The 24,413-nt window shown below is 48.8% G+C and carries 22 protein-coding genes and 1 pseudogene; 18 read left to right on the top strand and 5 right to left on the bottom strand.

Features of this window, described 5'->3' with window-relative positions; translation table 11 throughout:
* The first annotated feature begins 185 nt into the window (after positions 1-185).
* The 8 genes from DWW91_RS10235 (at position 186) to DWW91_RS10280 (ending at position 7,019) form a co-directional block, all read left to right on the top strand.
* The gene (locus tag DWW91_RS10235) at positions 186-764 is read left to right on the top strand and encodes a hypothetical protein (RefSeq protein ID WP_117721674.1); all 579 of its coding nucleotides are present in this window, start codon (positions 186-188) and stop codon (positions 762-764) included.
* A 264-nt stretch (positions 765-1,028) separates the two neighbouring features.
* Positions 1,029-1,226, top strand: a complete 198-nt coding sequence (locus DWW91_RS10245; protein ID WP_117721672.1) for a hypothetical protein — start codon at positions 1,029-1,031, stop codon at positions 1,224-1,226.
* Between the two features lie 10 nt (positions 1,227-1,236).
* A complete protein-coding gene (locus DWW91_RS10250; RefSeq protein ID WP_117721671.1) occupies positions 1,237-1,788 on the top strand; it encodes a hypothetical protein in 552 nt (183 codons plus the stop codon).
* A 30-nt stretch (positions 1,789-1,818) separates the two neighbouring features.
* Positions 1,819-2,661 (top strand): AraC family transcriptional regulator, encoded by an 843-nt coding sequence (locus tag DWW91_RS10255; RefSeq protein ID WP_117945572.1) that lies wholly within the window; start codon positions 1,819-1,821, stop codon positions 2,659-2,661.
* A 31-nt stretch (positions 2,662-2,692) separates the two neighbouring features.
* A complete protein-coding gene (locus DWW91_RS10260) occupies positions 2,693-3,595 on the top strand; it encodes an RteC domain-containing protein (RefSeq protein ID WP_118023843.1) in 903 nt (300 codons plus the stop codon).
* Positions 3,596-3,699: 104 nt separating this feature from the next.
* Complete coding sequence (locus tag DWW91_RS10265; RefSeq protein ID WP_004309986.1) at positions 3,700-4,059, top strand: helix-turn-helix domain-containing protein; 360 nt, start codon at positions 3,700-3,702, stop codon at positions 4,057-4,059.
* The gene (locus DWW91_RS10270; RefSeq protein ID WP_118023844.1) at positions 4,022-6,094 is read left to right on the top strand and encodes a bifunctional DNA primase/helicase; all 2,073 of its coding nucleotides are present in this window, start codon (positions 4,022-4,024) and stop codon (positions 6,092-6,094) included. The genes DWW91_RS10265 and DWW91_RS10270 overlap by 38 nt, the downstream gene beginning before the upstream one ends.
* 406 nt (positions 6,095-6,500) lie before the next feature.
* A complete protein-coding gene (locus DWW91_RS10280) occupies positions 6,501-7,019 on the top strand; it encodes a dihydrofolate reductase family protein (RefSeq protein WP_118023845.1) in 519 nt (172 codons plus the stop codon).
* A gap of 97 nt (positions 7,020-7,116) precedes the next feature.
* Here DWW91_RS10280 and DWW91_RS10285 read toward each other — a convergent pair whose 3' ends face one another.
* Both DWW91_RS10285 and DWW91_RS10290 read right to left on the bottom strand, forming a co-directional pair.
* Positions 7,117-9,204, bottom strand: coding sequence for a type IA DNA topoisomerase (locus DWW91_RS10285; RefSeq protein WP_118023846.1), 2,088 nt, complete (start codon positions 9,202-9,204; stop codon positions 7,117-7,119).
* Between the two features lie 25 nt (positions 9,205-9,229).
* The gene (locus tag DWW91_RS10290) at positions 9,230-10,546 is read right to left on the bottom strand and encodes a DUF4099 domain-containing protein (protein ID WP_118023847.1); all 1,317 of its coding nucleotides are present in this window, start codon (positions 10,544-10,546) and stop codon (positions 9,230-9,232) included.
* A gap of 944 nt (positions 10,547-11,490) precedes the next feature.
* On the opposite strand from DWW91_RS10290, the gene DWW91_RS10315 reads away from it, so the two are divergent.
* The 4 genes from DWW91_RS10315 (at position 11,491) to DWW91_RS10340 (ending at position 15,357) form a co-directional block, all read left to right on the top strand.
* Complete coding sequence (locus tag DWW91_RS10315; protein ID WP_004309980.1) at positions 11,491-12,117, top strand: Crp/Fnr family transcriptional regulator; 627 nt, start codon at positions 11,491-11,493, stop codon at positions 12,115-12,117.
* A 155-nt stretch (positions 12,118-12,272) separates the two neighbouring features.
* Positions 12,273-12,683, top strand: a complete 411-nt coding sequence (locus tag DWW91_RS10320) for a hypothetical protein (RefSeq protein WP_004309979.1) — start codon at positions 12,273-12,275, stop codon at positions 12,681-12,683.
* 946 nt (positions 12,684-13,629) lie between these two features.
* On the top strand, positions 13,630-14,331 hold the full coding sequence (locus DWW91_RS10335; protein ID WP_011202384.1) for a DUF6088 family protein: 702 nt from the start codon (positions 13,630-13,632) through the stop codon (positions 14,329-14,331).
* Positions 14,332-14,340: 9 nt separating this feature from the next.
* Entirely contained in the window at positions 14,341-15,357 is a 1,017-nt protein-coding gene (locus tag DWW91_RS10340) for a nucleotidyl transferase AbiEii/AbiGii toxin family protein (protein ID WP_070753201.1), read from the top strand.
* 43 nt (positions 15,358-15,400) lie between these two features.
* Here the strand turns inward: DWW91_RS10340 and mobC are convergent, their stop codons facing one another.
* Genes mobC through mobA form a run of 3 tightly spaced genes read right to left on the bottom strand, consistent with a single transcriptional unit; the run spans position 15,401 to position 19,106 of the window.
* On the bottom strand, positions 15,401-17,410 hold the full coding sequence (gene mobC, locus DWW91_RS10345; RefSeq protein WP_117700624.1) for a conjugal transfer protein MobC: 2,010 nt from the start codon (positions 17,408-17,410) through the stop codon (positions 15,401-15,403).
* Between the two features lie 20 nt (positions 17,411-17,430).
* Positions 17,431-18,699: a conjugal transfer protein MobB gene (gene mobB / locus DWW91_RS10350; protein ID WP_085959338.1), complete on the bottom strand. Its 1,269-nt coding sequence runs from the start codon at positions 18,697-18,699 to the stop codon at positions 17,431-17,433.
* Positions 18,684-19,106 (bottom strand): conjugal transfer protein MobA, encoded by a 423-nt coding sequence (mobA, locus tag DWW91_RS10355; RefSeq protein ID WP_004315083.1) that lies wholly within the window; start codon positions 19,104-19,106, stop codon positions 18,684-18,686. The genes mobB and mobA overlap by 16 nt, the downstream gene beginning before the upstream one ends.
* A 557-nt stretch (positions 19,107-19,663) precedes the next feature.
* Here mobA and DWW91_RS10365 point away from each other — a divergent pair.
* From DWW91_RS10365 to DWW91_RS10390, 6 genes and pseudogenes are all read left to right on the top strand, one after another.
* Entirely contained in the window at positions 19,664-20,446 is a 783-nt protein-coding gene (locus tag DWW91_RS10365; RefSeq protein ID WP_025077255.1) for a ParA family protein, read from the top strand.
* Position 20,447: 1 nt separating this feature from the next.
* Positions 20,448-20,876 carry a DUF3408 domain-containing protein gene (locus DWW91_RS10370; protein ID WP_016276704.1) on the top strand — a complete coding sequence of 143 codons (429 nt, stop codon included), beginning with the start codon at positions 20,448-20,450 and terminating at the stop codon, positions 20,874-20,876.
* A 2-nt stretch (positions 20,877-20,878) separates the two neighbouring features.
* Complete coding sequence (locus DWW91_RS10375; RefSeq protein WP_025077254.1) at positions 20,879-21,541, top strand: hypothetical protein; 663 nt, start codon at positions 20,879-20,881, stop codon at positions 21,539-21,541.
* Positions 21,542-21,705: 164 nt separating this feature from the next.
* Positions 21,706-22,002, top strand: coding sequence for a DUF4134 domain-containing protein (locus DWW91_RS10380; protein WP_016276706.1), 297 nt, complete (start codon positions 21,706-21,708; stop codon positions 22,000-22,002).
* Positions 22,003-22,012: 10 nt separating this feature from the next.
* A complete protein-coding gene (locus DWW91_RS10385) occupies positions 22,013-22,348 on the top strand; it encodes a DUF4133 domain-containing protein (protein WP_009291848.1) in 336 nt (111 codons plus the stop codon).
* Positions 22,345-24,369, top strand: a pseudogene (locus DWW91_RS10390) (TraG family conjugative transposon ATPase); the annotation flags it as partial. The gene DWW91_RS10385 and the pseudogene DWW91_RS10390, both read left to right, overlap by 4 nt.
* Positions 24,370-24,413 lie beyond the last annotated feature (44 nt).

Raw genomic sequence — 24,413 nt, forward strand, 5'->3', positions numbered from 1 at the left:
AAAGACCTCTTGTATAATCAATATTGCTTAGTAGCATATATATTGCTTGTAGGTATGTTCTTGGGCGTGAAGCTGGCTACTTACACAGTAGAGTACGCTATATATAAAAGTAAATTCATTGGTAACAAGGAAAGATAACCCCTGAATGGTGTTCCTTTCCAAACCATTAGATGTAATTATATGACATGAAAATCTATGAGAATAAAATATTGAGAATACTTGGATTTATTTTTATTTGGATTTATGTATTCGGTGTGGGCATTTGCTTTGCTGCAAAATGGTATGCTATTGGAATATCAGGAGCTATCTTATTGGTTGTTTGGTTAAATTCCGGACTTATTGGTGATACTATTTATAAATATAGAGTAAAACAGGCTACAAAACAAATAAAAAGGTATGGAATACAATTATTTGTTGATTTAAACCAATGTAAAGTCACTACACAGAAATGGAATACCAAGAAATCAAGGATGCAAGAGCCTATCTTTCGGATATTCCATACATGGGAAATCCAATTTTGGAATGGTGTCAGTGGCTATTTATTCCCTGACATTTATCATAGTGAACAAATCGTGTCCACTACAATATACACCGTAACGTACACAACCAAATACAATGGAAAGACAAAAACATTTCGCAGTGATGTAATCTTGAAGGAAAAAGTTTCATTGGAAATACTATTGCAACACTATGAAATGACAACGATTTACATAAATCCGAAGAATGACAATCAATATTATTTTGATTTGGATTTTCTAAAATAGATACAGCTAACAACGCAGGATAACGGCAAGTCGTTCCCTGCTAACCATTAAATAAACAATGAGTTCGCCTACTATCTTTTATAATCTTGGGAAAATTACAGTTTGGCTTTGGTACAGACTGATTAAAAAGAAGAAATTCAAATACAAGGATATGATATTCCAATATCCGGGTTGGTTGTTTTGGGTTATCGGCTTGGGAATTGGAGTATTAATAATAGTATGCGGTTATTTTCTGCTTATCCGGCTTGAAAACCAAAGAACAATATGAGTAGCCTTATCACAGCAAAGAGATTTGGAAAAGTTCTAATATGGGTATGGAACAGATATATAAAGAAAGCCGCCATTCCTTTTGAAGAACTTGATTTCCATTACCTCGATTGGGCTTTCATTATTACAGGTTGTATCTTTTTCGGGGTTGTGGCAGGTGTTACCCTGCTTTATTTTGCTTTTATAAAACAATAGACTATTAACAATGAAAGCCCAACTAAAATACCCGATATTCAGCTTTGCCCCCAAAGGCAACATGATATACGTGTTTCGCAAGGAAGAACTGTACACAACGACCAATACCAAGTTGTTGAAGAAGCGGAAGAACTACATTGTTGTGGATGCAACCGGGACGAAATATGTTGAAAAGGGGGCGCACAAAGTGAAGTGGCAAGGGATGTTGGGATATTGTATCAGGATGCAGGGACGTGTGATTTCCATTGAATACGAGTACGGGGACAACCCCGAACCGTTCCCGTTACGGAAACTGCAAGAACTGGTAGCGGAACGATACCCCAAGACACGGTGGTTCAAGGAAGAATGCTGGAACAGCGCAGACGAGTTCCGGCAAGTGATTTTCGCCTGCAAGACCTTTGAGGAAGTGGCGGACATACTGATGCCCGAACGAAAAACGAGCGTTTGGCAACGCATTGAAGAATATTTCCTGCGGGCAGGTTTTCTTATGCTTGCCGCCATGTTCCTTTATCACGTGGTTTGGCGGCTAATCCAAAAGGTCTGGCTATGGGCTACCGGGTAACGTACAGGAAACAAATCAATTTATTCAGATATGGAACAACGGATTACACCACTATTGCTTCCCACTCCCGAAGCGGAGTTGGAAGCGTCCTGCAAGGAACTGGACGAAAAGGTAACATGGCTGCTGCACAACAGCCGGAAAATGGACAACTACTTGGAACTTGAACCGTTCAGCAAGGACGGGCGGCTGTGCGCCCACGTGTGCGACACGCTCAAAAGCCTGCCGGAAACGCCGACACTGGCGGCGTACAAGGACTACAAGGCAATCATCATTCTGCTGGGTATGTCCACCACACATTACGCCATACTGGACGAACTGGCGGAACAGCACCGCAAGCGGGACGACATACCCGAACTGACCGCCTACTGCGATGCGCTCCACTGGATGCGACCGGGACGGCAGTACCTATGCAACGTATACAACACGGTATGCCACGCTTTCCACCTGCTGCGGAGAAACCCGGTAAGGGACAACCGCCTGCTGGTGACGGAAAAGGAGCTGCGCCACGCCGAACGGATGCTGCCGGAACTGGGCAGGCAGACGTTCACCGAAATGGTACGTCTGAAAGGCTACATGGTCTATGATGCCGAGCAACTGGCGGACAAATGCGGCATGGAATACGGCTCGTTCCGGCGAAAGGTAAAGAAAATGACCGGGTACACGGCTAAGGAATGGGTGATAAAGGAACGGGTAAAAGACGTGGAACACTACCTGATGAACACAAACCTCACGCTTACCGAAGTGGCGTTCACCACCGGGTTCGCATCGACATCGAACCTGAACGACTTCTGCAAGGCGTATCTTTTAGATACCCCCGGAGAAATACGCAGAAAAGCGCAGGAAACAAGAAAATGCACAGTTACAAGAACGTAATGTGAAAAATCAAGAATAAAACAGATTTTTTATGCCCGTAACTTTGTGCTTCATAAAAGATAAGCACAAGATTATGGAACATAAGATACCGTTGGAAACATACTTCGCCGGACTGCTTCAAAAAGTGGAATGGCAGATACAGGAATACGAGGACACCGCAGCGGACACGCTGACGCTCTGCCGCCTGTGCGTGGACTACCTGCAAGAGATACTGGGCGAACTCAAAACCTTTATAATCTCCTACCCGTTCGCCAGCACGGAAGAAGAAATACACTTCTTCAAGGAACTGAAACCGCTTTTAGCGAGCAAAATCATCTATTACAACACCGTTTACAAGATAGAGGTGCGCTTCCCCAGCGGCAGCGAGGACGTGCAGCGGGACTACCTGCTGTCGGAAACCGACCGGATTTCAAAGTCGTTCCAGCGGAACTTGGCGTTCTACCAGTACCACCGCACGAAAGCCACCTACTTGGACAGGCAGTATTTCATGCGTGGGAAGCCTGACATACAAATCATTGTGGACAGTTTCTATTACGAAACAGACCCACAGTTCAGCACCAGTCACGACTTCAAGGTAGCCAAGATTTTAGCCAACGAACTGCTGGAAATATACCTCACCAACCGACTGCACGAACTGGAACGCCGGGAACAGCGCAAGCGGGTGAAGAACGGCTTCACAGGAAAGGTGCTACGCTGGACGGGGACGAAAAGGGCGTTGGTGGAGCTTGTCTATGCACTGGACGCCTGCGGCTGTCTGAACAAGGGAACGGTTGATATTAAGGAGATTGTAGCCTATTTTGAATACGTTTTCGACATCGACCTCGGCGACTTCTACCATACCTACATGGAACTCAAAGCCAAGACCAAAGACCGCACAGGCTTCCTCTCCACCCTGAAAGACAGGTTGCTGCTGCGCATGAGGGAACAGGATTAGGCAACCGTTCTTTAACAAAATTTATTTCGCCACAGGTGGGTTCGCCTGTGGCGTTTTATTTTTCAGGACACCCGAACTTTGCGGCAAATCAATTAGTTACCATTATGGAAATAATAACATTCGAGTCCAAAGCCTACAAGGAACTGGACAACAAAATTACTGCCATTGCCGATTACATATTCAATCATGTAGAAAAGGCAAAACAAAGTGAAGAAGATATGTGGGTGGACAGCTACGAGGTCTGCACGTTCCTGAAAATAAGCGAAAAGACCCTGCAACGCCTGCGGGTATCGGGGACTATCGCCTATTCCAACATCAGGGGACGTTATTTCTACAAGGTCAGCGAGATACGCCGGATGCTGGAAGAACGTTTGATTAGGAGCAACAAAGAGAACATCGACAACCTGATAACCAACCACCAACTGTATGCTAAGGAAAGAGGAAATCTTAGAAAGAACAAGTAACGGGCTGGCGGTATTCAAACACTACCTGCCCGGAAACTGGCGCATAGGTCGCAACTTCCTTAACCCGCTGTACGAGGACAGCAAGGCTTCCTGCAACATCTACTTCGACCGCCGGGGCGGTATCTACAAGATGAAAGACTTCGGCAACGACAGTTACAGCGGCGACTGCTTCTTCCTCGTGGGGCAGTTAAAGGGGCTGGACTGCAACCGGGCGGCTGACTTCGTGGAGATACTGGAAATCATCGACCGGGATTTGGGCTTGGGGCTGGCTTCCGGCACTCCGGTTTCCGTTCCCCCGGCAACCGTCCGCCGGGCAGAGCCGGACAAACCCGAAGAAAAGCCCGAAAAGCCCGTCAAGCCCTACCAGTTCCGGGAACAGAAATTTCCGCTTGCCGAACTGGTGTACTGGCAACAGTACGGCATCACGCCCGAACTGCTGGAACATTACAAGGTCTGCTCGCTCCGGGAATACAACAGCGAAACGGCAGAGGGCAAACCGTACACCTACACTTCATCGGTGGCAGAACCCATGTACGGCTACAAGGGCAAACAGTACATCAAGCTGTACCGCCCGTTCTCCACGCCCCGCTTCCTCTATGGCGGCAGCTTCGGCGAAAACTACTGTTTCGGGCTGGAGCAACTGCCCGCCAAAGGCGACACGCTATTCATCACGGGCGGCGAGAAAGACGTGCTTTCGCTGGCGGCGCATGGTTTTCACGCTATCTGCTTCAACAGTGAAACGGTGACGATACCGCCAACGCTGGTTTATCGGCTGACGTTCCGCTTCAAGCACATCGTCCTGCTCTTTGACATGGACAAGACGGGCAGGGAAAGCTCACGCAAGCAGGAAAAACTATTGGAAGAATTTGGCGTGAAACGCCTGCTGCTCCCGCTTCCGGGAACGAAAGAGGAAAAGGACATATCCGACTACTTCAAAGCCGGGAACACCCGTGAAGATTTCCTGAAACTGTTTATCGAATTTTTAGACAACCTGTATAGCGACACATTGATTATGCTTAAATCATGCGAGATAGATTTCAACAACCCGCCCGCCAAAGCGCAAGAGATTATTTCGGCGGGTGACGTTCCGTTAGGAACACAAGGCAACCTGTTCGGCATCACCGGGGGCGAGGGAACGGGCAAGAGCAATTATGTAGCCGCAATCGTGGCGGGCTGCATCTGCCCGGCTGGTGCGGAAGTAGATACACTGGGCGTACAGATAACCGCCAACGGCAGGCACAAGGCGGTCTTGCTCTATGATACCGAACAGTCGGAAGTGCAACTGTTCAAGAATGTAAGCAACCTGCTGGCACGTGCCAAACAGCCGGACAAACCCGATGAGCTGAAAGCGTTCTGCCTGACGGGTATGTCACGCAAGGAACGCTTGAACGCCATTGTGCAGAGCATGGATAAGTTCTACTACCAGTACGGCGGCATCCAGTTGGTCGTCATTGACGGCATCGCCGACCTTGTTAAGAGTGCCAACGATGAAGCGGAAAGCGTGGCGGTGATAGATGAACTTTATCGGCTGGCTGGCATCTACAACACGTGTATTCTGTGCGTGCTGCATTTCGTCCCCAACGGTTTGAAGCTGCGGGGACATTTGGGCAGCGAGTTGCAGCGCAAGGCGGCTACAATCCTTTCGATAGAGAAAGACGATGAACCCGCCCAGTCGGTAGTGAAAGCCCTGAAAGTAAGGGACGGAAGCCCGCTGGACGTGCCGCTGATGCTCTTTGCATGGGACAAGGAAGCCGGGATGCACGTGTACAAGGGCGAGAAGCCCCGTGAGGAAAAGGAGAAACGCAAGGAAAGGGAACTGGTGAATGTCGCACGTGACATCTTCGGGCGGCAGACACGCATCACCTACATAGACCTTTGCGAGCAGTTGCAGCAGGTCTTGGACATCAAGGAACGCACCGCAAAGAGCTATATCCGCTTCATGCGGGAAAGGGACATCATCACCAAAGACACGGCGAACCAAAGCTGTTTTGTCATCGGTTCATATAATCTTCGATGGAACACAGGTTGTCCATAAACGTATGGATAAAACTTGTGTAATTCATGTGCTTGTGTCCTGCCCTGTTGTGAAACACGGCAGGATTTTTTCTGTTTGCACGTGAAAATTCAGGGTATTTGCTTAACTTTGCAGAAGTTACACGAAAAAAGTAACGGCAGTTGGACGGCGGTTGCCGGAATATTGCCTTTATATATAACATATACGTTCGCCGAACGTCCCAAAGTAGAAAACTGGCACTTTTCAAAATGTGGGGATATTCAGCGCAGGATATGCTATGCGTTTGTCATAGCGTGGCTGCACTGTTTCCACATTTGGGTATGCCAGTACCTCTACTTTGAAACAGCGTCATGCCACGCTTTCTTTTTGAGGTGGCGGCTAACGTGCAAAGACAGTAGGGATTTATATCACTTTAATACCTGACAATATGGAACAAATCAAAGCGCACATCGCCGTATCGCTGGACGGGCATACCGCCACACCGGACTATGAACTGGACTGGATGCCCCGTGAGGTCAAGGAACTGGCGGCAAGGGAACACGCCGCCGCAAGCTGCCTGCTTATGGGGGCGAACACCTACAACTACATCTTTGAACACTGGGGCGGGTGGCCGCACAAAAGCAAGCGGTCTTTTGTGGTGTCACACTACGACACCAACGTGACGCCGGACTGCGGCGTGGAGTTCCTGACCGAAGAACCGCTGCAAAGGGTCTATGAACTTAAACAGGAAACCGACATACTGGTGGTGGGCGGTGGTAAGCTGCTTACTTCATTGATTAAAGCCGGGTTGCTGGACAGCCTGACAATATACACCGTCCCGGTCATGGCGGGCAAAGGCATCGGCTTTATCGGGGAAACATTCGGCTCACATTGGAAACTCTCGGAAAGCAGGGTGCTGGATAACGGGGTGGTCTGTTCGACCTACCTGTTTGGCGGGAGCGTATAAAAAAATGCGCCCGGTTCCCGCCGGGCGCAACCACTAAAATTTCAATTATTATAAGTTGTAAAACCTATCACAATGAAATTTCAGTGGCAAAGATAGGCTATTTCTTCGGTTTCGCTTTCTTTTCGGGGAATGAAAAACCGACATTGAACTGCTCGTCCAGCAACAGCGAAGCATCGAAAGCCTTGCCGTTCTTGCCCTTGAAGCCCTTGATTAGCCCGGTCTTGCGTTTCGTCACCAACTCGACAATCTGCTTGTCGGAAAGCTGCTTGTCGCACTTGTTGCGGAATATGGTAAGCGTGCAATCCACGTTGGAACACTTCGCCACTTTCGGGTAGAACAGGATGCGTCCGCTACCGCATTTCGGGCAGGGGCAGGTTTCACCGCCCGCAACAGATAATTGTACCGAAAGCAGTTCCGCCGTGATTTGGGCGGCGTACACCTCGATACCCTTTCGGAACGTATCGGCATCCATGCTGCCCGCTTCTATCTTGGAAAGGGCGGTTTCCCACATACCCGTCATTTCGACATCGGCAATCTTCTTGTCCTTGACAATCTTGTAAACGGCAAGCCCCTTGTCAGTAGGCACAAGGTTCTTCTTCTCACGCACGATGTACTGGCGGGCGAACAGCGTTTCGATAATCGCCGCACGGGTGGCGGGTGTGCCTATCCCGGCATCTTTCAGGCTGGCTTTCAGTTCGGCATCTTCCAGTTCCTTTCCGGCGTTTTCCATTGCCGCAAGCAGGCTGCTTTCCGTGTGCAGCGGTTTCGGCTTGGTCTGCTTCTCCAACAGTTCCACGTTGAAAATCGGCAGGCTTTCGCCCTCTTGAAGTGGCGGCAGGCTGGCGGCTTCTTCGTCCCCGCCCGTTTCCTGCTCGCCGAACACGGCACGCCAGCCTGCTACTTTCATCACAGCCCCTTTTACCGTGAAGTCGGTATCTCCAGCCGACAATATGGCGGTGGTAACGTCTTTCACGCACTTGCCCGAAAAGGCTTCCAGCATACGCCCGGCTACCAGCTCGTAAACCGCCCGCTCGTCTTTGGAGAGTTCGCCGGGCAGGTTCTCGGTAACGATTAAGGCGTGGTGGTCGGTCACTTTGCCGTCATTCACGCTACGGCGGTTCAGGGGTGTGCCGTCCAGCCCGGCGGCATACCCGGCAAAGCGGGGGTATTGCCCCAGCAGGGCGACACGCTCCGGCATTTCATCGAAAACGTCCTCCGATATATAGCGGCTTCCGGTTCTCGGGTAGGACATCACTTTCTTTTCATACAGGCTTTGCGCTATGGAAAGCGTCTTGTCAGCCGAGAAGTTCAGCTTCGTGTTCGCTTCCTTTTGCAGCGTGGTAAGGTCGTACAAAAGCGGCGGTTCTTGGCAGGCTTCTTTCCTCTCAACGGATTTAACCACAAGTTGCCCGGCATCCTTTACCCGTTGCAGGGCGGCTATGGCTTCGGGCTGCTGTTCCCACTTGGCGGTCGATTGGGCGGTAAAATTTATTCCCCCGCTGGCGGTCGCCGCTTTGAGTTGCCAAAACTTGGCGGGTACGAAATTCTTGTTCTCCAAATAGCGGCTGCATATCATCACGAGCGTGGGTGTCTGTACCCTGCCCAGCGAGAACACCCCCTGCCCGGCGGCAACGCTCAACGCTTGGGTGGCGTTTATCCCTATCAGCCAGTCCGCTTCGCTGCGGGACTTGGCAGAGAAATAGAGGTTATCGTAACGCTCTCCCGGCTGCAAGTTATCCAGCCCCTCACGGATTGCCTTGTCGGTAAGGCTACTTATCCACAGGCGCACAAATGGTTTCCGACAATTCAGGTAATGGAAGATATAGCGGAAGATTAACTCACCCTCACGTCCGGCATCGGTGGCGACAATAATCCGGTCGCACTGGTCGAACACTTCCTTTATCACTTTCAACTGTTTCAGCACGCCGGGGTCTGCCTTGTAGCCTTTCTCCGCTTTCACCTGACGGGGGATTAGCTGGAAATCGGGCGGCAGTATGGGCAGGCTCTCCCGGCGGAAGTTCGCCACGCCGTAGGCTTCCGGCATGGCAAGCTGGATTAAGTGGCCGAACGCCCATGTCACCATATACCCGTTGCCGGAAAGATAACCGTCATTACGCCCGGTCGCACCGATGATGCGGGCGATGTCCTTTGCCACGCTGGGCTTCTCTGCTATCAATGCAATCATAATTCTTTACTTTTTAAGGTGGGTACTACATTTTCATTCCTCTGGACTTCTTGGGCTTGTCCGCTTTCAGGCTCTTGTCCTGCGCCTTGTCCTGCTTCTCTTTCTGCTTGGCGGTGGGCTTGTCCTGACCCTGTTTCAGCGGCTCTTTGCCCTGCTTGGTGGCTTCGTTGGTCTTGCCCCCCGAATTGACCGCTACCTGCGTCCGGCTCTCGGCGGCGGGGGTAACGTCTTTCGGCTGCACCTTGTCGGGGGATTTGCCCTGTACGCCGGGCTGCACATGACCGTTGAACTCAACGCCCTTTCCGTCCTTTATCCCGGCTACCTGCTGTTCTGCGGGCTGCTGTCCCTGCTGCAAGAACTGGACGGCGGCACGGGGCAGGAACTCCAAGCCACGCTCCACCGCACTGACCTGCAAATAGGCACTGCGCTTCGTGCCGTCCCTGAATTGCAGGTTTTCCATTTTCACCGCTTGCCCGGCTTCAAAGGCGGCTTTCTGTTCCGGGCTGACTTGCACGTTACAGATTGTATCGGGGCATTTCCATTTGTCAGCCCGCATGTATTCCAGTTCGTGCGTGTACCTGTCCCGGCTGACAAACACGGGGATTTGCTCGCCGCTTTTCGGGTCTTTGATTTCAGCGATGCCGCCCAAGTTGCCAGTGCCTTGCAAGTTGCCCTGTTCCTGCTTGGTGAACCCGTGTTCATGGAACGGGCGTTGCAACAGCTTTTCGTCCTGCTGCACGCCGTGCAGCTTGGGTATTACCGTGCCGTCCTTTGCCTGATAGAAAGAGAGCTTGACATCGGTAGGTTTGAGGTAGAAGCCGCCCACCGTCCCCGAAACGGTGTAGGTATTTCGGGACTTGTAGCCACGCATCACCCGGTCGAAGTCCTTCGTGTTTTTCAGGGTGTCGGCGGTGATGCCGACTTTTTTCAGGTTCTCCCAGTCGATTTTTGACGGGTCGAAGCGGTAGCCCTGCTTGAACTCGTGGAAGTCGGGCTTCGGAACTCGAAGCATTTCAGCCCGCTTGTTGCCCTCCGGTGTAGGGTTGCGGTGGTTGTCCTCGATTGCCTTTGCGTCCCGCTCCGCTTCGGAAGCCTTGACGCTGAACAGTTCCAGCCCGGAAGTGTCCTGATACTTGCGGTAGAAGTTGGAAATGAAGTTGCTGAACACATCGCTGTTCTTGTCCACCTGCATGAACTCGCCGCCGTGTGTCGGCGGCACGGTCTGCAAATTGCCCTCCTTGTCGATACCCTTAACGGCACTCACCTTGCCCTGCTGTTTATCCAAGACCAGCAGCACGTCTTTTTCCTGCCCCTCTGCGGGCGGGGTCATTCTGTTTGCCATAAATAATTGGAATTTTAGTGGTTACGGGAATAGTCCCGCCCAAAGGTAGCGACTAAATATGCTATATTTGGACGGGCGGCAAGGGCTGTCCGAATTTGTCCTGCGGTGTCCCGATTTGTCCGGGTGGGATGAAATTCCGCAACCATTGGTTGCAGAATTGAAAAGGGCATAAAAAAAGAGAGTGAATGATTTCACTCTCTTTCGATGAACCCTTTGTGAACCCTTTGGTCGTTTTTTGAAATAGCTAAAACTCAAGTAATTTGCATATTTTGCAAAAGAAAATCATTCGAGTATGAACCATATGTGAACCCTTTAATGGATTAGCGGGGAACACTGTTTAAGCGTCATCGCGCTTCGTTAGTAATCTGTTATTGCACTCGTTTCAAATCCCCGATAGATTGGAGTGACATTTCTATGTAGGGAATAGTTTTTAGAATATGGATGTTATCTATTGCTTCTTTACCACCCAATGCCAATGCCGATACAAGACATGGAGATTATAGAATAAAAATAATTCATCTTTCTTATTATCAGTCATTTGAATATTTTCTGTTTTTCTCTATTTTTGCCATTTTCTGTTATTCAGTACACTTTGAAATATCATTTTCTTTTGTACCTTTGCATCCGCAGAAAACAAAAGAAAATCAACTATTTAGTGTAATTACCCGGTTACGGCACCTAAATCGAGATAAAACCTCTAAACAATGGCAATGTTAGAAAATAAAACGAAAGAAAACCCCAAGCTGGAGCAAAATAAGCTCTCGGACGGTAGAATAAGCCTTTACTTAGAGTATTATTTCCTCCTCAAATTATTAAAAGTAATACTGTCAAAAAGAAATACCTTTTATTCTTACTCTTTTCGCCAGTACTTATATCTTGCAGTCAACAGAAAAAAGTTTAGTACGGTTTGGATATATAGACAAAAAACAGACTAAACTCCAAACATGGAAATTCAGATATTTTTTATACATTTCTCTTATATACAAATGATAGCCGAATTCAATTCATATATGAGTAACATAGACATAGACTTCTTCAAGGAGTTGTGTCTGAAACATGGAGAGTTACGACATTATAAAAAGAATGAGTTTATTCTCCATGAAGGTGATGCCTGTTCTTTCTTCGGGTTTATCTTATCAGGCGTAGTCAAATACAGTTGCACCAACCGGACAGAAAACAAGCCGTATAATGTCGGTTTTTCCTTTCCAAATGAATTTATAGCCGATTATCCCACTTGCTTATATGGCATGAAATCAGAATTGAATATACAGGCGATAATCCCGTGCGAGATTTACATCTGTTCTTCTACATTCTTACAGCAAAAATTCAAGGAAAATAATGAAAACCAACGGATAGCCCGTATTGCAGCCGAACAGATGTTTTTCCAATCATATTCACGTTATTTGGATTTATTCAGATTCACACCGGAAGAGCGTTACCTCCAACTTTTAAAAAAATGCCCTGCAATCCTTCAAATGGTATCACTAAAAGAAATAGCATCCTACCTTAAAATTACACCCATACACATGAGCCGAATCAGACGCAAGCAAAGTTTTGACAACAAAAAATAAACATAGGTTTAGAAATTTACATTCATAACAATATTCCAAGAGTATCTTAATCTGCCAAAGAATTCTTCTTTTTATCTTTGTCTTATCTTTGGTTGGTTCAACGAAGAGACAAAATAAAGATTGAATGAGTTAAACAAGAGATTAAAAAAAAGAATATGAAAACAAAAGAAATTCTTGGAATACTTATGCTATTCCTCTGTACATTCAGCTTTATAAGCTGCGACGATGATAATGAACAGACAAATGAATTAACCCCCGAAGCACTTTATCAGACTTCATGGCGTGGAACAGGGCATTGTGAGGCTTGGACAGTACAAAATATGGGGGTCGGTATGCAATTTGTAGATACTCGGAAAGGGAAAGTAAATTGGGAAGGTTACGATGAAATTGATATTACTTATACAATAGAAGGGAAATATATCACATTTAATAGCAATGCTTTATATTTGGGTGGAGCCCCTTGGATTATCAAAAGCTATACCCAAAAACATATAACCATTATACAGAATGAAATTAGTCCAGATAAAGAGAAAGTAGCTACAATTGAATTAGAGAAAATAGATTAAACTGAATCATGGGAACATTAAGTTGCATAAATGTATGCTACAACAGAACAATGAGAACCGTGAGATTTGCAAATTGAGCAAAGAAAGTCATAAATACCTTGTAAATAAAGGAAAAAATGCAGATTCATCTAATATTCCTTTATGTGCTATTATCGGGCTGGTCTATGGGCTGAAACACAAGGAAAAGAGATTCACCTTGTTCTTTTGTATAGGATTGGTTATTGGGTTAGGATGAGCAATTTATATGCTACTGCTAATAAGGTCAATGTAAATCAAAGGAATATGAAACTGAAATATATATTGAATGCTATACTATTTGTTTTGGCATTATCTTTTTTGTCTATGTGTATATTTAAGACTACAGAGTTAAGTTTAAAATGTATGCAATTTGCTGTATCTATCTCTTGTATAGGAGCAATGTTTTCTACAAAAAGATATAGATACATATTTGCATCTATTGCTTTAATCATTATAGGAATATCTTTTTCACTTTAAATGTCCATAATAACGATAATGATTTGATTATTGAATGGTATAATAATAGTCCAGTCTACAGATAGCGACTAAAAACGGGGGCAAGGGATGCCCGAATCTGTCCTGCGGAGCTTGAAATTATCCGGGTGCGGTAAATCTCCAACTGTTGGTTGGAGATTTAAAACGGGTACAGACCGAAGTTAATCGCTTGCTTTAAACGAGCCATTTGTGAGCCATTTGTATATATTGTTTTCGGCTTATAATCAACAGTTTTACAAAAATCGCATTATACTTGTGAGCCATTTGTGAAGCGTTTATGAAGCGTATGGCAAGCCTTTGATTGAGTTTCCGTTATTCTCCTATTATCAGGTGACACGACAAAAAGAAAACATCTTCGGCAAAATCTTTGTTATGTTTTTGCAGGTGATTACATAATATACTATCTTTGCATATAGAAACAAAGGACATAAATATGGCTTCATTCAGAAAAGAGATACTTGGGCAGATTGAACGGATAGATACCGGGCGTATATTCACGTTCCGGGATTTATCGTTTGAAACGGAAAAGACCGCCAATGTTGCGGTGCTGCTCTCCGAACAGAGCCGCAAAGGGGTACTGGTACGGGTTGAAAAGGGGGCGTACTACCGTCCCAAGAAATCAGTGCTGGGGCTGGGAAAGCTGCCTGTCTATCAGGATGAACAGTTCCGCTACCTGACTGAAAAACTGAACGGCTATATCACGGGGGCTTACATCTATAACAAAATGGGGCTGACCGAACAGGTTGCCACAACCATAACGATAGCCACTCCTAACCCGGTTCGCCGTTTCCGTTTCAAGAACTTGGATATAGAGTGCGTGAAAGCCTACTGCATGGACTACCCGGATGAAAGCCTTGTCCCGTACTTGCGGCTGCTCGATGCGATAAAGGACATGAAGCGCATACCCGGAACAACCGGGCAGGACATCTACAACCGGGTCAAAAGCCAATATTTCAACGGGTACAGCCTGCCGGAACTGGAAAAAATCGTATCTTTGGCGAAAAGTTACCCGCCACGTGTCAGAAAGGTGGTGGCGGACATACTGGGCGACATCAGACAAACCGTATTGCAAACAGAAATGGCAAAGACCATTCTTCCCACGACACGGTTCAACTTGGATTATAAAACGGCATAGGACAGAAATATGAATTTACATTCGGACAAGGAAGCGTTCAAGGAAATCATCGCACTGGCGGCTGAACATTTCGGCTACGAGCAGTCGCACGTGGAAAAGGATTACTGGGTATCGAAGATACTGCGGGATATTTCCATGTCCGAATATGCGGATAAGACCTACTTCAAAGGCGGGACTTCACTTTCCAAAGCCTACGGGCTGATAGAACGCTTCTCGGAAGATTTGGACTTGTTCGTGTTCACGGGTGACAAAGGTGCGTCCAAGCAGGCTGAAAAGACATTGAACAAGAAACTTTCCAAATATATAGCCGAACTTAACAGTGACATATACAAGGAAGATTTGTCGGAAACGGGCGGTAATTACCGCAAACTGTATTTCTCGTATGACAATGTATTTCAGGGTGTGGGACTAAAAGAGCATTTGGAAGTAGAGATAAAATCCTGTGACCTGCCGGACAAAAAACGGATGTTCTACCCGGCAGACAAGCAGGTTATCAAACCGATTGTGACCGCCTTTCTTGAAAGTATCGGGCAAGAGGAACTGATAAGCACCTACGGGCTGGGAAGTTTTGAAACGCAGTGCATCAATCCCCGAAAGACTATCTGCGACAAGGTTTCAAGGCTGGTAAAGCTGTCTTACAATGAGGATGCAGCCGCACTGTTGGCAAAGCATATCCGTGACGTTTACGACTTGTCGGCACTCTACCACAATCAGGAATATAACGATTACCTACATTCGGAAGATTTCTTGGATGCCATGTACCGGGTGACGATAGAGGACGGACTAAACAAAAACTCCCGTTCGCACTTGTCGCTGGCTGATGCACCGATATTCAAGGATGCCGAAGCGGTCATGGCGTTGCCCGAAGTGGCTACGGCGTACACTACCGATTTGAAGAAACTGACTTTCGACAAAAGCAAGATGCCGCCGATAGGCAAGGCTGTGGAAGCATTGAAGAACCTGCACGAAATATTAGTGCGTTTTGAAGCCTACCGCACCAAAAAGCAAAATGAAGAACAACCGTAAAGCTACATCGGCTGTTCTTCACTCCATACATTATTATATACAGCTATTCTTCCTCCTTAATCAAGTGGCATAGCTCCGGGTCGTTCTTAATCCGTGTTATCTCGTCCTCGACAATCTGCCGGACTTCCTGACGGATGCGGTCATAATTGGCTTGTATCTCCTCCTGCATCCGGTCGTTGCCGTCCTTGTCGGTGAAGTCGATTATCTGCGGCAACTTCACGTAACGGGCGGTTTCCTGCTTCACCTTTTCATTGTCCACCACGATTTCACAATGGAAAATCTTCTGCTCTATCCGTTCATCGAAGTTGTCTGCTACTGCCCCCACGAACATGCCTTGCGTGAGGTTGGATATTTTACTGGCGGGTATCAGGCTGTCCATTTGGGTGCTTATCGAGGTGGACTTCTCCCGCTGGTTGATTGTCATGCTCTGCCGTTTCTGCAACACCTTTCCGAAACGCTCGGAAAGGATTTTCGCCGTTTCACCGACTACCTGACCGCTGAACACATTACCCACAGTATTTTGAATTACTTTGCTTTCCTTATCCCCGTAGTCACGGGTAAGCTGGCTGTAATCTTGAAAGCCTAACAGAACCGCCACCTTGTTGCTTCGGGCGGTTGCAATCAGATTGTCAAGCCCACGAAAATAAATCGTTGGCAGCTCGTCTATTATCACCGAACTTTTAAGCTGACCTTTCTTGTTTATCAGCTTCACTATTCTACTGTTATATAATCCCAGTGCCGCCGAATAGATGTTCTGACGGTCGGGATTGTTGCCGACAACCAAGATTTTAGGCTCTTTCGGGTTGTTGATGTCCAGCGAGAAATCATCACCTGTCATTACCCAGTAAAGAGCGGGTGAAATCATCCTTGAAAGCGGGATTTTCGCACTGGCAATCTGCCCCTGCAACTGCTCTTGAGCGTCTGATTCCCAAGCATCCACGAACGGCGAAAGGTAGTTTTCCAGTTCGGGATAACTGCGCAAAATAGTGAATACATCGGCGTATTTCTTGTTCAATAGTTCAATGGCATGGGGGAACGTGCAATACTTACCGCCTTGATAGATACGGAGATACCAAATTATAGCCGCCAAAAGAATAATCGGGCTTTCCACGAAGAAGTCGCCCTGCTTGCTTATCCAACTTCGATTGAGGTTAAGCATTATCGTGTAGCTGGCTTCGTAGGCATCCGCAATGTCCGACATGAAGCTGGCGTTTATCGGGTTGCATCGGTGGCTCTTGCGGGGGTCGTCAAAATTGATAATGTAGAATTTGGGCTTTACCTTATACCCGTCCAAGTGGTTAAGCAAATGATTATAAGCGATTTCCGACAAATCGGGAAACTTATAATCATAGCAGTAAAGCGCAAAACCTTTCTCGATTTGCTGTTTTATGTAACTGTTTACCACTGCATACGATTTGCCACTACCCGGCGTACCCAACACAAGGCTGGCACGGAACGGGTTCACGACATTTATCCAACCGTTATTCCATTTCTTCTTATAGTAGAACCGGGTAGGCAGATTTACCGAATACTCGTTCTCGATAAGCCTTGTTTCCTGCTGGAAACTTTCGTTCTCTGTATTAAAGACATCATCCATTAGGTTGTTCTTCAACAGCCGGGACATCCATGTACCCGCCATGAGCATACAGATATAGCCCGCCGACAGCGTGGCGATATAAAACACGGCATCCGCCGTGTGTGGCAACGGAAGTTCCAGCAGCCACCAATTCAGGAAAAACAACACGACACCCGCCGCAAGGCTGCAATGTATCTTCGCCCACGTTATCTTTTCCTCTTTCACGCCCTTAGTGCCGATGCACGACAGGGCGAGGAACACCACCGCAAAAAGTTTTGTCCAAAGGACGGACGAGAACAACCCGGTCGTGCGCTGGAAGTTCCACAGTATCTTGTCTATCACTTCAAACGTCACTCCCCACTCTTTCAGGGTGGAGTAACAGAACCAGTACACGTTTATTCCCACGAATAGAATACTGACAGCCCGCATAAAGTCCATGACCCGTGCAAGCCCTCTCAAATCATCTTCCTGTTGCATGATTGTAATGTTTTTTTAAGTTAGTCGATGCGCCTTGTGCGCTTCTTTTTCTTCTTTCTCTTTTGGCGGGCGGTGTCCTGCGGCTCGTCACCGCCTGATGCACCGCCGCCCAGCAATCCACCGAACGCACCCAGCACGGAAGCCACGCCCGAAACGATGTCGGATTTCGGCATGAACCCCGGTTGTTCCTGATGCGTGGGCTGGTATTGCTGTTGTGTTTCCACTTCTGACTGGTGCATCTTTCCGGTTTCGCCCGAAAAACGTTCGTTGAACACGTTCGCCGAATACTCCTTGCCCAAGCGTGAACCGTTCAGCACCACCCGGCTGTCGTGGTCGATGAACGTAACGCCATAGATGCGCCCGCTGTCGTTCTGACGGAATACCACGTCAATACCCTGCTTCCTTAGCTGTTGTTCCAGTTCCTTGCGGCTGCGGGCGGTCTGCATGGCAGTGGCTACAATCTTCCGGGTGCGCTCTTTCAGTTTCCCGTTCCTGATTGCTTCGCCCGATTTCTCCATTCTGCGCTGCACCGCTTCATAACCCACCGACTTGCCGATGCGGGAAGCCTTTACCGGGTTGCCCGCCTTTTCTCCCTTGTCGTTCATGGCGGAATAGACAATGCCCTGATAGGGCTTGCCGTTCACTTCACCCTTGACTTCCTCGGCGCACACGTTGTAAGCGGCAAGCAAAGCCTTGTACTCCCCGAACGACTGGAAGCGGTAGCCATAGCAAGCCGCTTTCACGGTATTGCCGATTTGGTGCTTCACGTCCCCGGCGGCATAGTCCACCTTTTTAAGTTCCGGGCGTTCGGCACGTTCCTTTCGCTCTGCCGGGTGCAGCCCGTATTTCTTTTCCAGTTCACGGGTGATTTGCTTGCTGCGCCGATGCTCGAACTTGTCATTCAGCGGCTTGCCGTTCTCGTCCACCCGCAACCCCACGATGTGGATGTGGTGGCGGTCGATGTCGGTATGCTTGTACACCAAATAGGGCTGGTCGCCATAGCCCAACTTCCGCATATACTCTTTGGCAATGTCGGAAAGCTGCTGGTCGGTCAGCACGTCTTCCGGGTGCGGGTTTATGGAAATATGAAGTATCGGCTTCTTGGTGGATAGCTGGACGGGCATCTGCATTTCAAAGCTGCGCATACACTCGCCGATAGAGAAATTCCCGTCCTCGCTTAACAGCATCCGGTTGGAGAAAAGCACCTTTGCTTCCCCGCTGTCCACCTTGTTTTGGTTGTACGCCAGTGCGCCGAACATATTGCCGCCCGTGCTTATTTTGGCAACCATAGTTCCTTGCACTCGTTTGTCAGGTCGATAACCTGACGGTTCAACATCGCCAGTTCGGTGGTCGCTTTCTCCAGTTTATAGAGAAAAGCCAGTGCCTTTTTCTCCGAAAAGTTGCTGTGCAACGCCTTTACGACTTGGTTGTAATTGACCGCTACCGCTCTGAATTGGGCGTAAAATTCGGTCAGCCGGGCGCAATACTCGACCGCCGATTTGTCCACTTTCACCACCCGGAACGGCTCGCCGAACAACCGGGCGGCGATGAAACGGGACTTGCTCGTGACGCCCGACTGTTCCCATTGCGAGAGGAAGCGGGCATTCTCCCGGTCGTTCAGGTAAAGGACATGGCGATGCTTCGCCGGGTCTGCGAGGGCGGGGCGACCGCCCTTGTTAGGTTTTCTTGTTTCCATGCTTCTTTGGATTAAAAAATTACGACTTCGGAGTGATTTTTACCCCCGCAAGGGGCAAGGCGTTTTCAGGCACGGAAAACGGTTTTGTAGCATACAAAACACACCTTGCTATTTTCTGACGAAAATCGAAATCCGTCACGGACGGATTGGGGTTAGCGTGAAACGGTAAGCCCGGTTATGCACCAGCCTGATTTTACACCCCTGCCCCCTGCGGTTCGTTACTCCGCTGCAAAGTAACGGTGATTTATAAAGCTGTAAAATAGGTGGTTGGTGGACAAATCGGGACAGTGCAGGACAAATCGGGACAAGGTTTTCAGGGGACGTTTTTTCTCCTTTTTTTTGCATCGGATTTCAAGATTGAAAGCAAGATTGAAAGAAATATTCCAATCAGGAAAGAATGATTGAAAGCATGATTGCAGGATTTCAATATTTCAAGAAAGAATGAAAGCAAGAAAACAAGATTGAAATAAAACAGTCTTTCAATATTTCAAGATTGCAATATGGAAAGAATGAATGAAAGACTGAATGATTGAAAACAATAAATCTATCAACCAATAATGAACGAAAGCAATATGGAAAACGAGAAAACACCCCTTTATGTCGCCTTTTCCACCCAAAAGGGCGGGGTCGGCAAAACAACCTTTACCGTACTGGCGGCGAGTTACCTATACTACCTCAAAGGCTACGATGTGGCGGTGGTCGATTGCGACTACCCGCAACACTCCATTGCCGGGATGCGCAAGCGGGATGCCGAGCAGGTCGGGGCTGATGAAGATTACAAGCGCATGGCGTATGAACAGTTTACCCGGCTGGGGAAGAAAGCCTACCCGGTGCTGTGCAGTTCGCCCGAAAAGGCGATTGCAACGGCTGATGAACATATAGCCGCCGGACACGTGCCGGATATAGTGTTTTTCGACCTGCCCGGCACGGTGAACAGCGAGGGCGTGATAAACTCCCTCGCGGGTATGGACTACATTTTCACCCCCATTTCAGCCGACAAGGTGGTGCTGGAAAGCAGCCTGTCGTTTGCGGTGGCTATCCACAAGCTGCTGGTGAAGAATGAAGCCTGCCGACTTGCCGGGCTGTACCTCTTTTGGAACATGGTGGACGGGCGGGAGAAAACAGACCTCTACGCCGCCTATGACAAGACGATTAAGGAACTGGAACTGCCGCTGATGAAAACCTTTATCCCCGACACCAAACGCTACAAAAAGGAATTGGTGGCGGATAAAAAGGCAGTGTTCCGTTCCACGCTCTTTCCCGCCAGCCGCCCGCTGGTAAGGGGAAGCAACTTGGAAGAACTGATAACCGAAATAGCGTACTACATCAAATTACAATGATATGGCAAAGCAAAGCGGCGGGATGCCGAAGATAGACGAGGATTTCATGAAAGAACTTATCTCGCAGGGCGTACCCGCCAAGCGGGAGAGCCAGCCGGATGATGCACCGCAGCCCGGCGGCGAAACGGAAACCGCCCACGAGGGACGGCAGACTGAAACGGTGCGGGTGGAGAAAACGACAAACCGCAAGCGCAAGGGCGGCACGGGTGACTACCGGGAAACCTACTTTCAGAAAGTGGAACTGGCAGACCGACAGCCCTTGTACGTGAGCCGCACCACGCACGAGAAGCTGATGCGTATCGTGACGGTGATAGGCGGGCGAAAGGTGACGGTAAGCAGCTACGTGGAGAACATTCTGCTGCGCCACTTCGAGCAGTACCAAGACGAGATAAACACCCTGTATGAAAGTCACTTCCAAAAACCCGTATAGCTATGGTGGTCTATTGCATACTTACCGGGCTGGCGGTGTACTATATCGCCCTATGGATTTGGTATCGCCATGCCGACAACCATACACCAACGGACAAGGCGAATGATGCACCACTTCCGCAAAAACAAGTGGGCGGCTACACGTTGATAGGTGAAAGCCGATACAAGGGTGGACTAATTGGGACAGCGCAGGACAAATCGGGACACCTCCCGCAAGCGGCTGAAAATGATACTATTTTTGCGCCGCAAGCTGACGGACAGTCGGAAGAAAACATTTCGGAAGCAGCAGCCGAAGCGGAAGAAACGCCCGGTTACGAGAATGACGAACCCGACTACGAGGACGAGGAAATAGCCGGGTACATGGACGGTGACGATGATACCGGGCGGGCTACGGGCGTGAGCTTTGACGAACTGGGCGAAACGGTACGCACGGCGAACGCCGACAACCCCACCGAAGCGGAGAAACGGCAAGCCGCCGGGACGCTGGCAAGCATTGAGGGGACGAACCTCTACGATGCGGTGGTGGAGAACATCAACGGCGGGCTGGAAAAGGTGGCGGAACTGCTGGGACGCAACGAAGCGGAACTGGCTACGGCTGCTGTCCCTGCCGGAACTGGCGATGCAAGCAAGGAACACGAAGCGTTCGACATGAACGATTTCCTATAATATAATAATGTATAACAATATGAAGCAACGTGACTACGGTTGATTGGCAACCTGAAAACCAACAGACGGCATCCGTGCCGCAACCACTAAAATTTCAAATTATTCATCCGCCGGGTGACAGCGGACTATCCACCCGCTGCCCCGGCATTAAAAATCTATTCGTAATGAAAAAGAAATTCTTTTTGTCGGCGGCTCTCCTTGCCGCCGTGGTAAGTGCCTACGCACAGGGCAACGGGCAGGCGGGCATCACCGAAGCCACGAACCTAATCACCGGGTATTTTGACCCCGGCACAAAACTGGTGTACGCAATCGGGGCGGTCTGCGGCTTGATTGGCGGGGTAAAAGTATATAACAAATTTTCAAGCGGCGACCCCGACACCTCAAAGACCGCCGCCAGTTGGTTCGGGGCGTGCATCTTCCTGATTGTCGCCGCCACTATCCTGCGTTCGTTCTTCCTCTAAAACGGCAGCTATGTCTGAATATCCGGTAAACAGGGGTATCGGAAAGCCGGTGGAGTTCAAGGGGCTGAAAAGCCAGTACCTCTTTATCTTTTGCGGCGGCTTGCTCGCCGTCTTCGTGGTGTTCATCGTCCTGTTCATGGCAGGCGTGAACCAGTGGCTATGTATCGGTTTCATCGTGTCGGCTTCGCTGCTGCTCGTGTGGCAGACGTTCCGGCTCAACGCACGGTACGGCACGCACGGGCTGATGAAAGCTGCCGCCCGCAAAAGACACCCACGCTTCATTATCAGCCGAAAGGCGTTACCCCGATTATTCACCTACAAAAGAAGAAAGGAAGAAAGAACATGAGGAATACATTAAAGGCTACCACGCTGGAAAGGAAATTTCCACTTTTGGCGGTGGAGAACGGCTGCATCATTTCAAAGGATGCGGACATAACGGTGGCTTTCAGGGTGGAACTGCCCGAACTGTTCACCGTCACCAGTGCCGAGTACGAAGCCATACATTCGGCATGGTACAAGGCAATCAAGGTGCTGCCCGACTACTCCATAGTACACAAGCAGGACTTCTTCATCAAGGAGAACTACCAGCCCGACACGGAAAGGGACGAGCTTAGTTTTTTAAGCCGCTCCTTTGAACGGCATTTCAATGAACGCCCGTTCCTGAACCATTACTGCTACCTGTTCCTAACGAAAACGACAAGGGAGAGAAGCCGCCGACAGAGCGACTTCTCCACCCTATGCCGGGGCAGGATTGTCCCACAGGAAATAGCCGACAAGGAAACGGCTGCAAAGTTCATCGAAGCAGTCGGGCAGTTTGAAAGGATTATGAACGACAGCGGTTTTGTCACCCTTACCCGGCTGGCGGCATCGGAAATCACCGGGCAGGACGGTAAGGCGGGCATCATCGAGAAATACTTCTCGCTCTCGCAGACAGATACCACCTGCCTGAAAGACATCGGGCTGTACCCGGAAGAAATGCGTGTCGGGGACGATATACTGTGCCTGCATACGCTCTCGGACGTGGAAGATTTGCCCGGAAAGGTCGGGACGGACTGCCGATTTGAGAAACTTTCCACCGACAGAAGCGATTGCAGGTTAAGTTTTGCCGCCCCGGTGGGCGTGCTATTGTCGTGTAACCACGTCTATAATCAGTTCATCTTCATAGACGACCACGCCGAAAACCTGAAGAACTTCGAGCAGACCGCCCGGAATATGCAATCGCTCTCCCGCTACTCCCGTGCCAACCAAGTGAACAAGGAGTGGATAGACGAGTACCTGAACGAAGCTCACAGCAAGGGGCTTATCTCGGTGCGTTGCCACTGCAATGTCATGGCATGGAGCGATGACAGGGACGAACTCAAACGCATACGCAACGATGTGGGAAGCCAGCTTGCGCTAATGGAGTGCAAGCCACGCCACAACACGGTCGATACGCCCACGCTCTTTTGGGCGGGCATACCCGGAAACGAGGCGGACTTCCCCGCAGAGGAAAGTTTCTACACGTTCTTGGGGCAGGCTCTCTGCCTGTTCGTGGAAGAAACGAACTACAAGAGTTCGCTTTCCCCGTTCGGTATTAAAATGGTGGACAGGGTGAGCGGTCGCCCGCTGCACATCGACATATCGGATTTGCCCATGAAGAAAGGCATCACGACCAATAGAAACAAGTTCATACTTGGGCCGAGCGGGTCGGGTAAGTCTTTCTTTACCAACCACATGGTGCGCCAGTATTACGAACAAGGGGCGCACGTGTTGCTGGTAGATACGGGTAACAGTTACTTGGGGCTGTCCCAGCTTATCCACAACCGTACGCACGGCGAGGACGGGATTTATTTCACCTACACCAACGAGAACCCGATAGCGTTCAACCCGTTCTATGTCGAGGACGGGGTATTTGACATCGAGAAGAAAGAGAGTATAAAAACCCTTATCCTTACTTTATGGAAGCGGGACGATGAAGCCCCCAAGCGGTCGGAAGAAGTGGCGTTGTCCAATGCGGTAAGTGCCTATATCGAACGTATCACGGGTGACAAGTCTGTAACGCCCTGTTTCAACACGTTCTACGAGTTTGTCCGGGATGATTACCGCCGACAGCTTGAACAGAAGAACGTCAGGGAAAAGGATTTTGACATCGACAACTTCCTGAACGTGCTTGAACCTTATTACAAGGGTGGCGAGTATGACTATTTGCTAAACTCCGACAAGGAACTGGATTTGCTGCATAAACGCTTCATTGTCTTTGAATTGGACAATATCAAAGACCACAAGATTTTATTCCCGATAACGACTATCATCATCATGGAAGCCTTTATCAACAAGATGCGCAAGTTAAAGGGAATAAGGAAGTTAATACTAATCGAGGAAGCGTGGCTGTGACATGTAAGTCTTATGTGTGATTGTTTAACGTTCCATTC

It is taken from the genome of Parabacteroides sp. AF17-3, from assembly GCF_003635445.1.
In the GTDB taxonomy this organism is placed as follows: Bacteria; Bacteroidota; Bacteroidia; order Bacteroidales; family Tannerellaceae; genus Parabacteroides; species Parabacteroides goldsteinii.

What these genes read in the sequence shown, in the direction of transcription:
- DWW91_RS10280 (WP_118023845.1), top strand. Translation starts at nt 6,501, where the DNA reads ATGGAACAAATCAAAGCGCACATCGCCGTATCGCTGGACGGGCATACC.
- DWW91_RS10320 (WP_004309979.1), top strand. Translation starts at nt 12,273, where the DNA reads ATGAAAACAAAAGAAATTCTTGGAATACTTATGCTATTCCTCTGTACA.
- DWW91_RS10385 (WP_009291848.1), top strand. Translation starts at nt 22,013, where the DNA reads ATGTCTGAATATCCGGTAAACAGGGGTATCGGAAAGCCGGTGGAGTTC.
- DWW91_RS10335 (WP_011202384.1), top strand. Translation starts at nt 13,630, where the DNA reads ATGGCTTCATTCAGAAAAGAGATACTTGGGCAGATTGAACGGATAGAT.
- DWW91_RS10260 (WP_118023843.1), top strand. Translation starts at nt 2,693, where the DNA reads ATGCCCGTAACTTTGTGCTTCATAAAAGATAAGCACAAGATTATGGAA.
- mobB (WP_085959338.1), bottom strand. Translation starts at nt 18,699, where the DNA reads ATGGTTGCCAAAATAAGCACGGGCGGCAATATGTTCGGCGCACTGGCG.
- DWW91_RS10245 (WP_117721672.1), top strand. Translation starts at nt 1,029, where the DNA reads ATGAGTAGCCTTATCACAGCAAAGAGATTTGGAAAAGTTCTAATATGG.
- DWW91_RS10255 (WP_117945572.1), top strand. Translation starts at nt 1,819, where the DNA reads ATGGAACAACGGATTACACCACTATTGCTTCCCACTCCCGAAGCGGAG.
- DWW91_RS10340 (WP_070753201.1), top strand. Translation starts at nt 14,341, where the DNA reads ATGAATTTACATTCGGACAAGGAAGCGTTCAAGGAAATCATCGCACTG.
- DWW91_RS10265 (WP_004309986.1), top strand. Translation starts at nt 3,700, where the DNA reads ATGGAAATAATAACATTCGAGTCCAAAGCCTACAAGGAACTGGACAAC.
- mobA (WP_004315083.1), bottom strand. Translation starts at nt 19,106, where the DNA reads ATGGAAACAAGAAAACCTAACAAGGGCGGTCGCCCCGCCCTCGCAGAC.
- DWW91_RS10235 (WP_117721674.1), top strand. Translation starts at nt 186, where the DNA reads ATGAAAATCTATGAGAATAAAATATTGAGAATACTTGGATTTATTTTT.
- DWW91_RS10250 (WP_117721671.1), top strand. Translation starts at nt 1,237, where the DNA reads ATGAAAGCCCAACTAAAATACCCGATATTCAGCTTTGCCCCCAAAGGC.
- DWW91_RS10285 (WP_118023846.1), bottom strand. Translation starts at nt 9,204, where the DNA reads ATGATTGCATTGATAGCAGAGAAGCCCAGCGTGGCAAAGGACATCGCC.
- DWW91_RS10365 (WP_025077255.1), top strand. Translation starts at nt 19,664, where the DNA reads ATGAACGAAAGCAATATGGAAAACGAGAAAACACCCCTTTATGTCGCC.
- DWW91_RS10370 (WP_016276704.1), top strand. Translation starts at nt 20,448, where the DNA reads ATGGCAAAGCAAAGCGGCGGGATGCCGAAGATAGACGAGGATTTCATG.
- DWW91_RS10375 (WP_025077254.1), top strand. Translation starts at nt 20,879, where the DNA reads ATGGTGGTCTATTGCATACTTACCGGGCTGGCGGTGTACTATATCGCC.
- DWW91_RS10380 (WP_016276706.1), top strand. Translation starts at nt 21,706, where the DNA reads ATGAAAAAGAAATTCTTTTTGTCGGCGGCTCTCCTTGCCGCCGTGGTA.
- DWW91_RS10315 (WP_004309980.1), top strand. Translation starts at nt 11,491, where the DNA reads ATGGAAATTCAGATATTTTTTATACATTTCTCTTATATACAAATGATA.
- mobC (WP_117700624.1), bottom strand. Translation starts at nt 17,410, where the DNA reads ATGCAACAGGAAGATGATTTGAGAGGGCTTGCACGGGTCATGGACTTT.
- DWW91_RS10270 (WP_118023844.1), top strand. Translation starts at nt 4,022, where the DNA reads ATGCTAAGGAAAGAGGAAATCTTAGAAAGAACAAGTAACGGGCTGGCG.
- DWW91_RS10290 (WP_118023847.1), bottom strand. Translation starts at nt 10,546, where the DNA reads ATGGCAAACAGAATGACCCCGCCCGCAGAGGGGCAGGAAAAAGACGTG.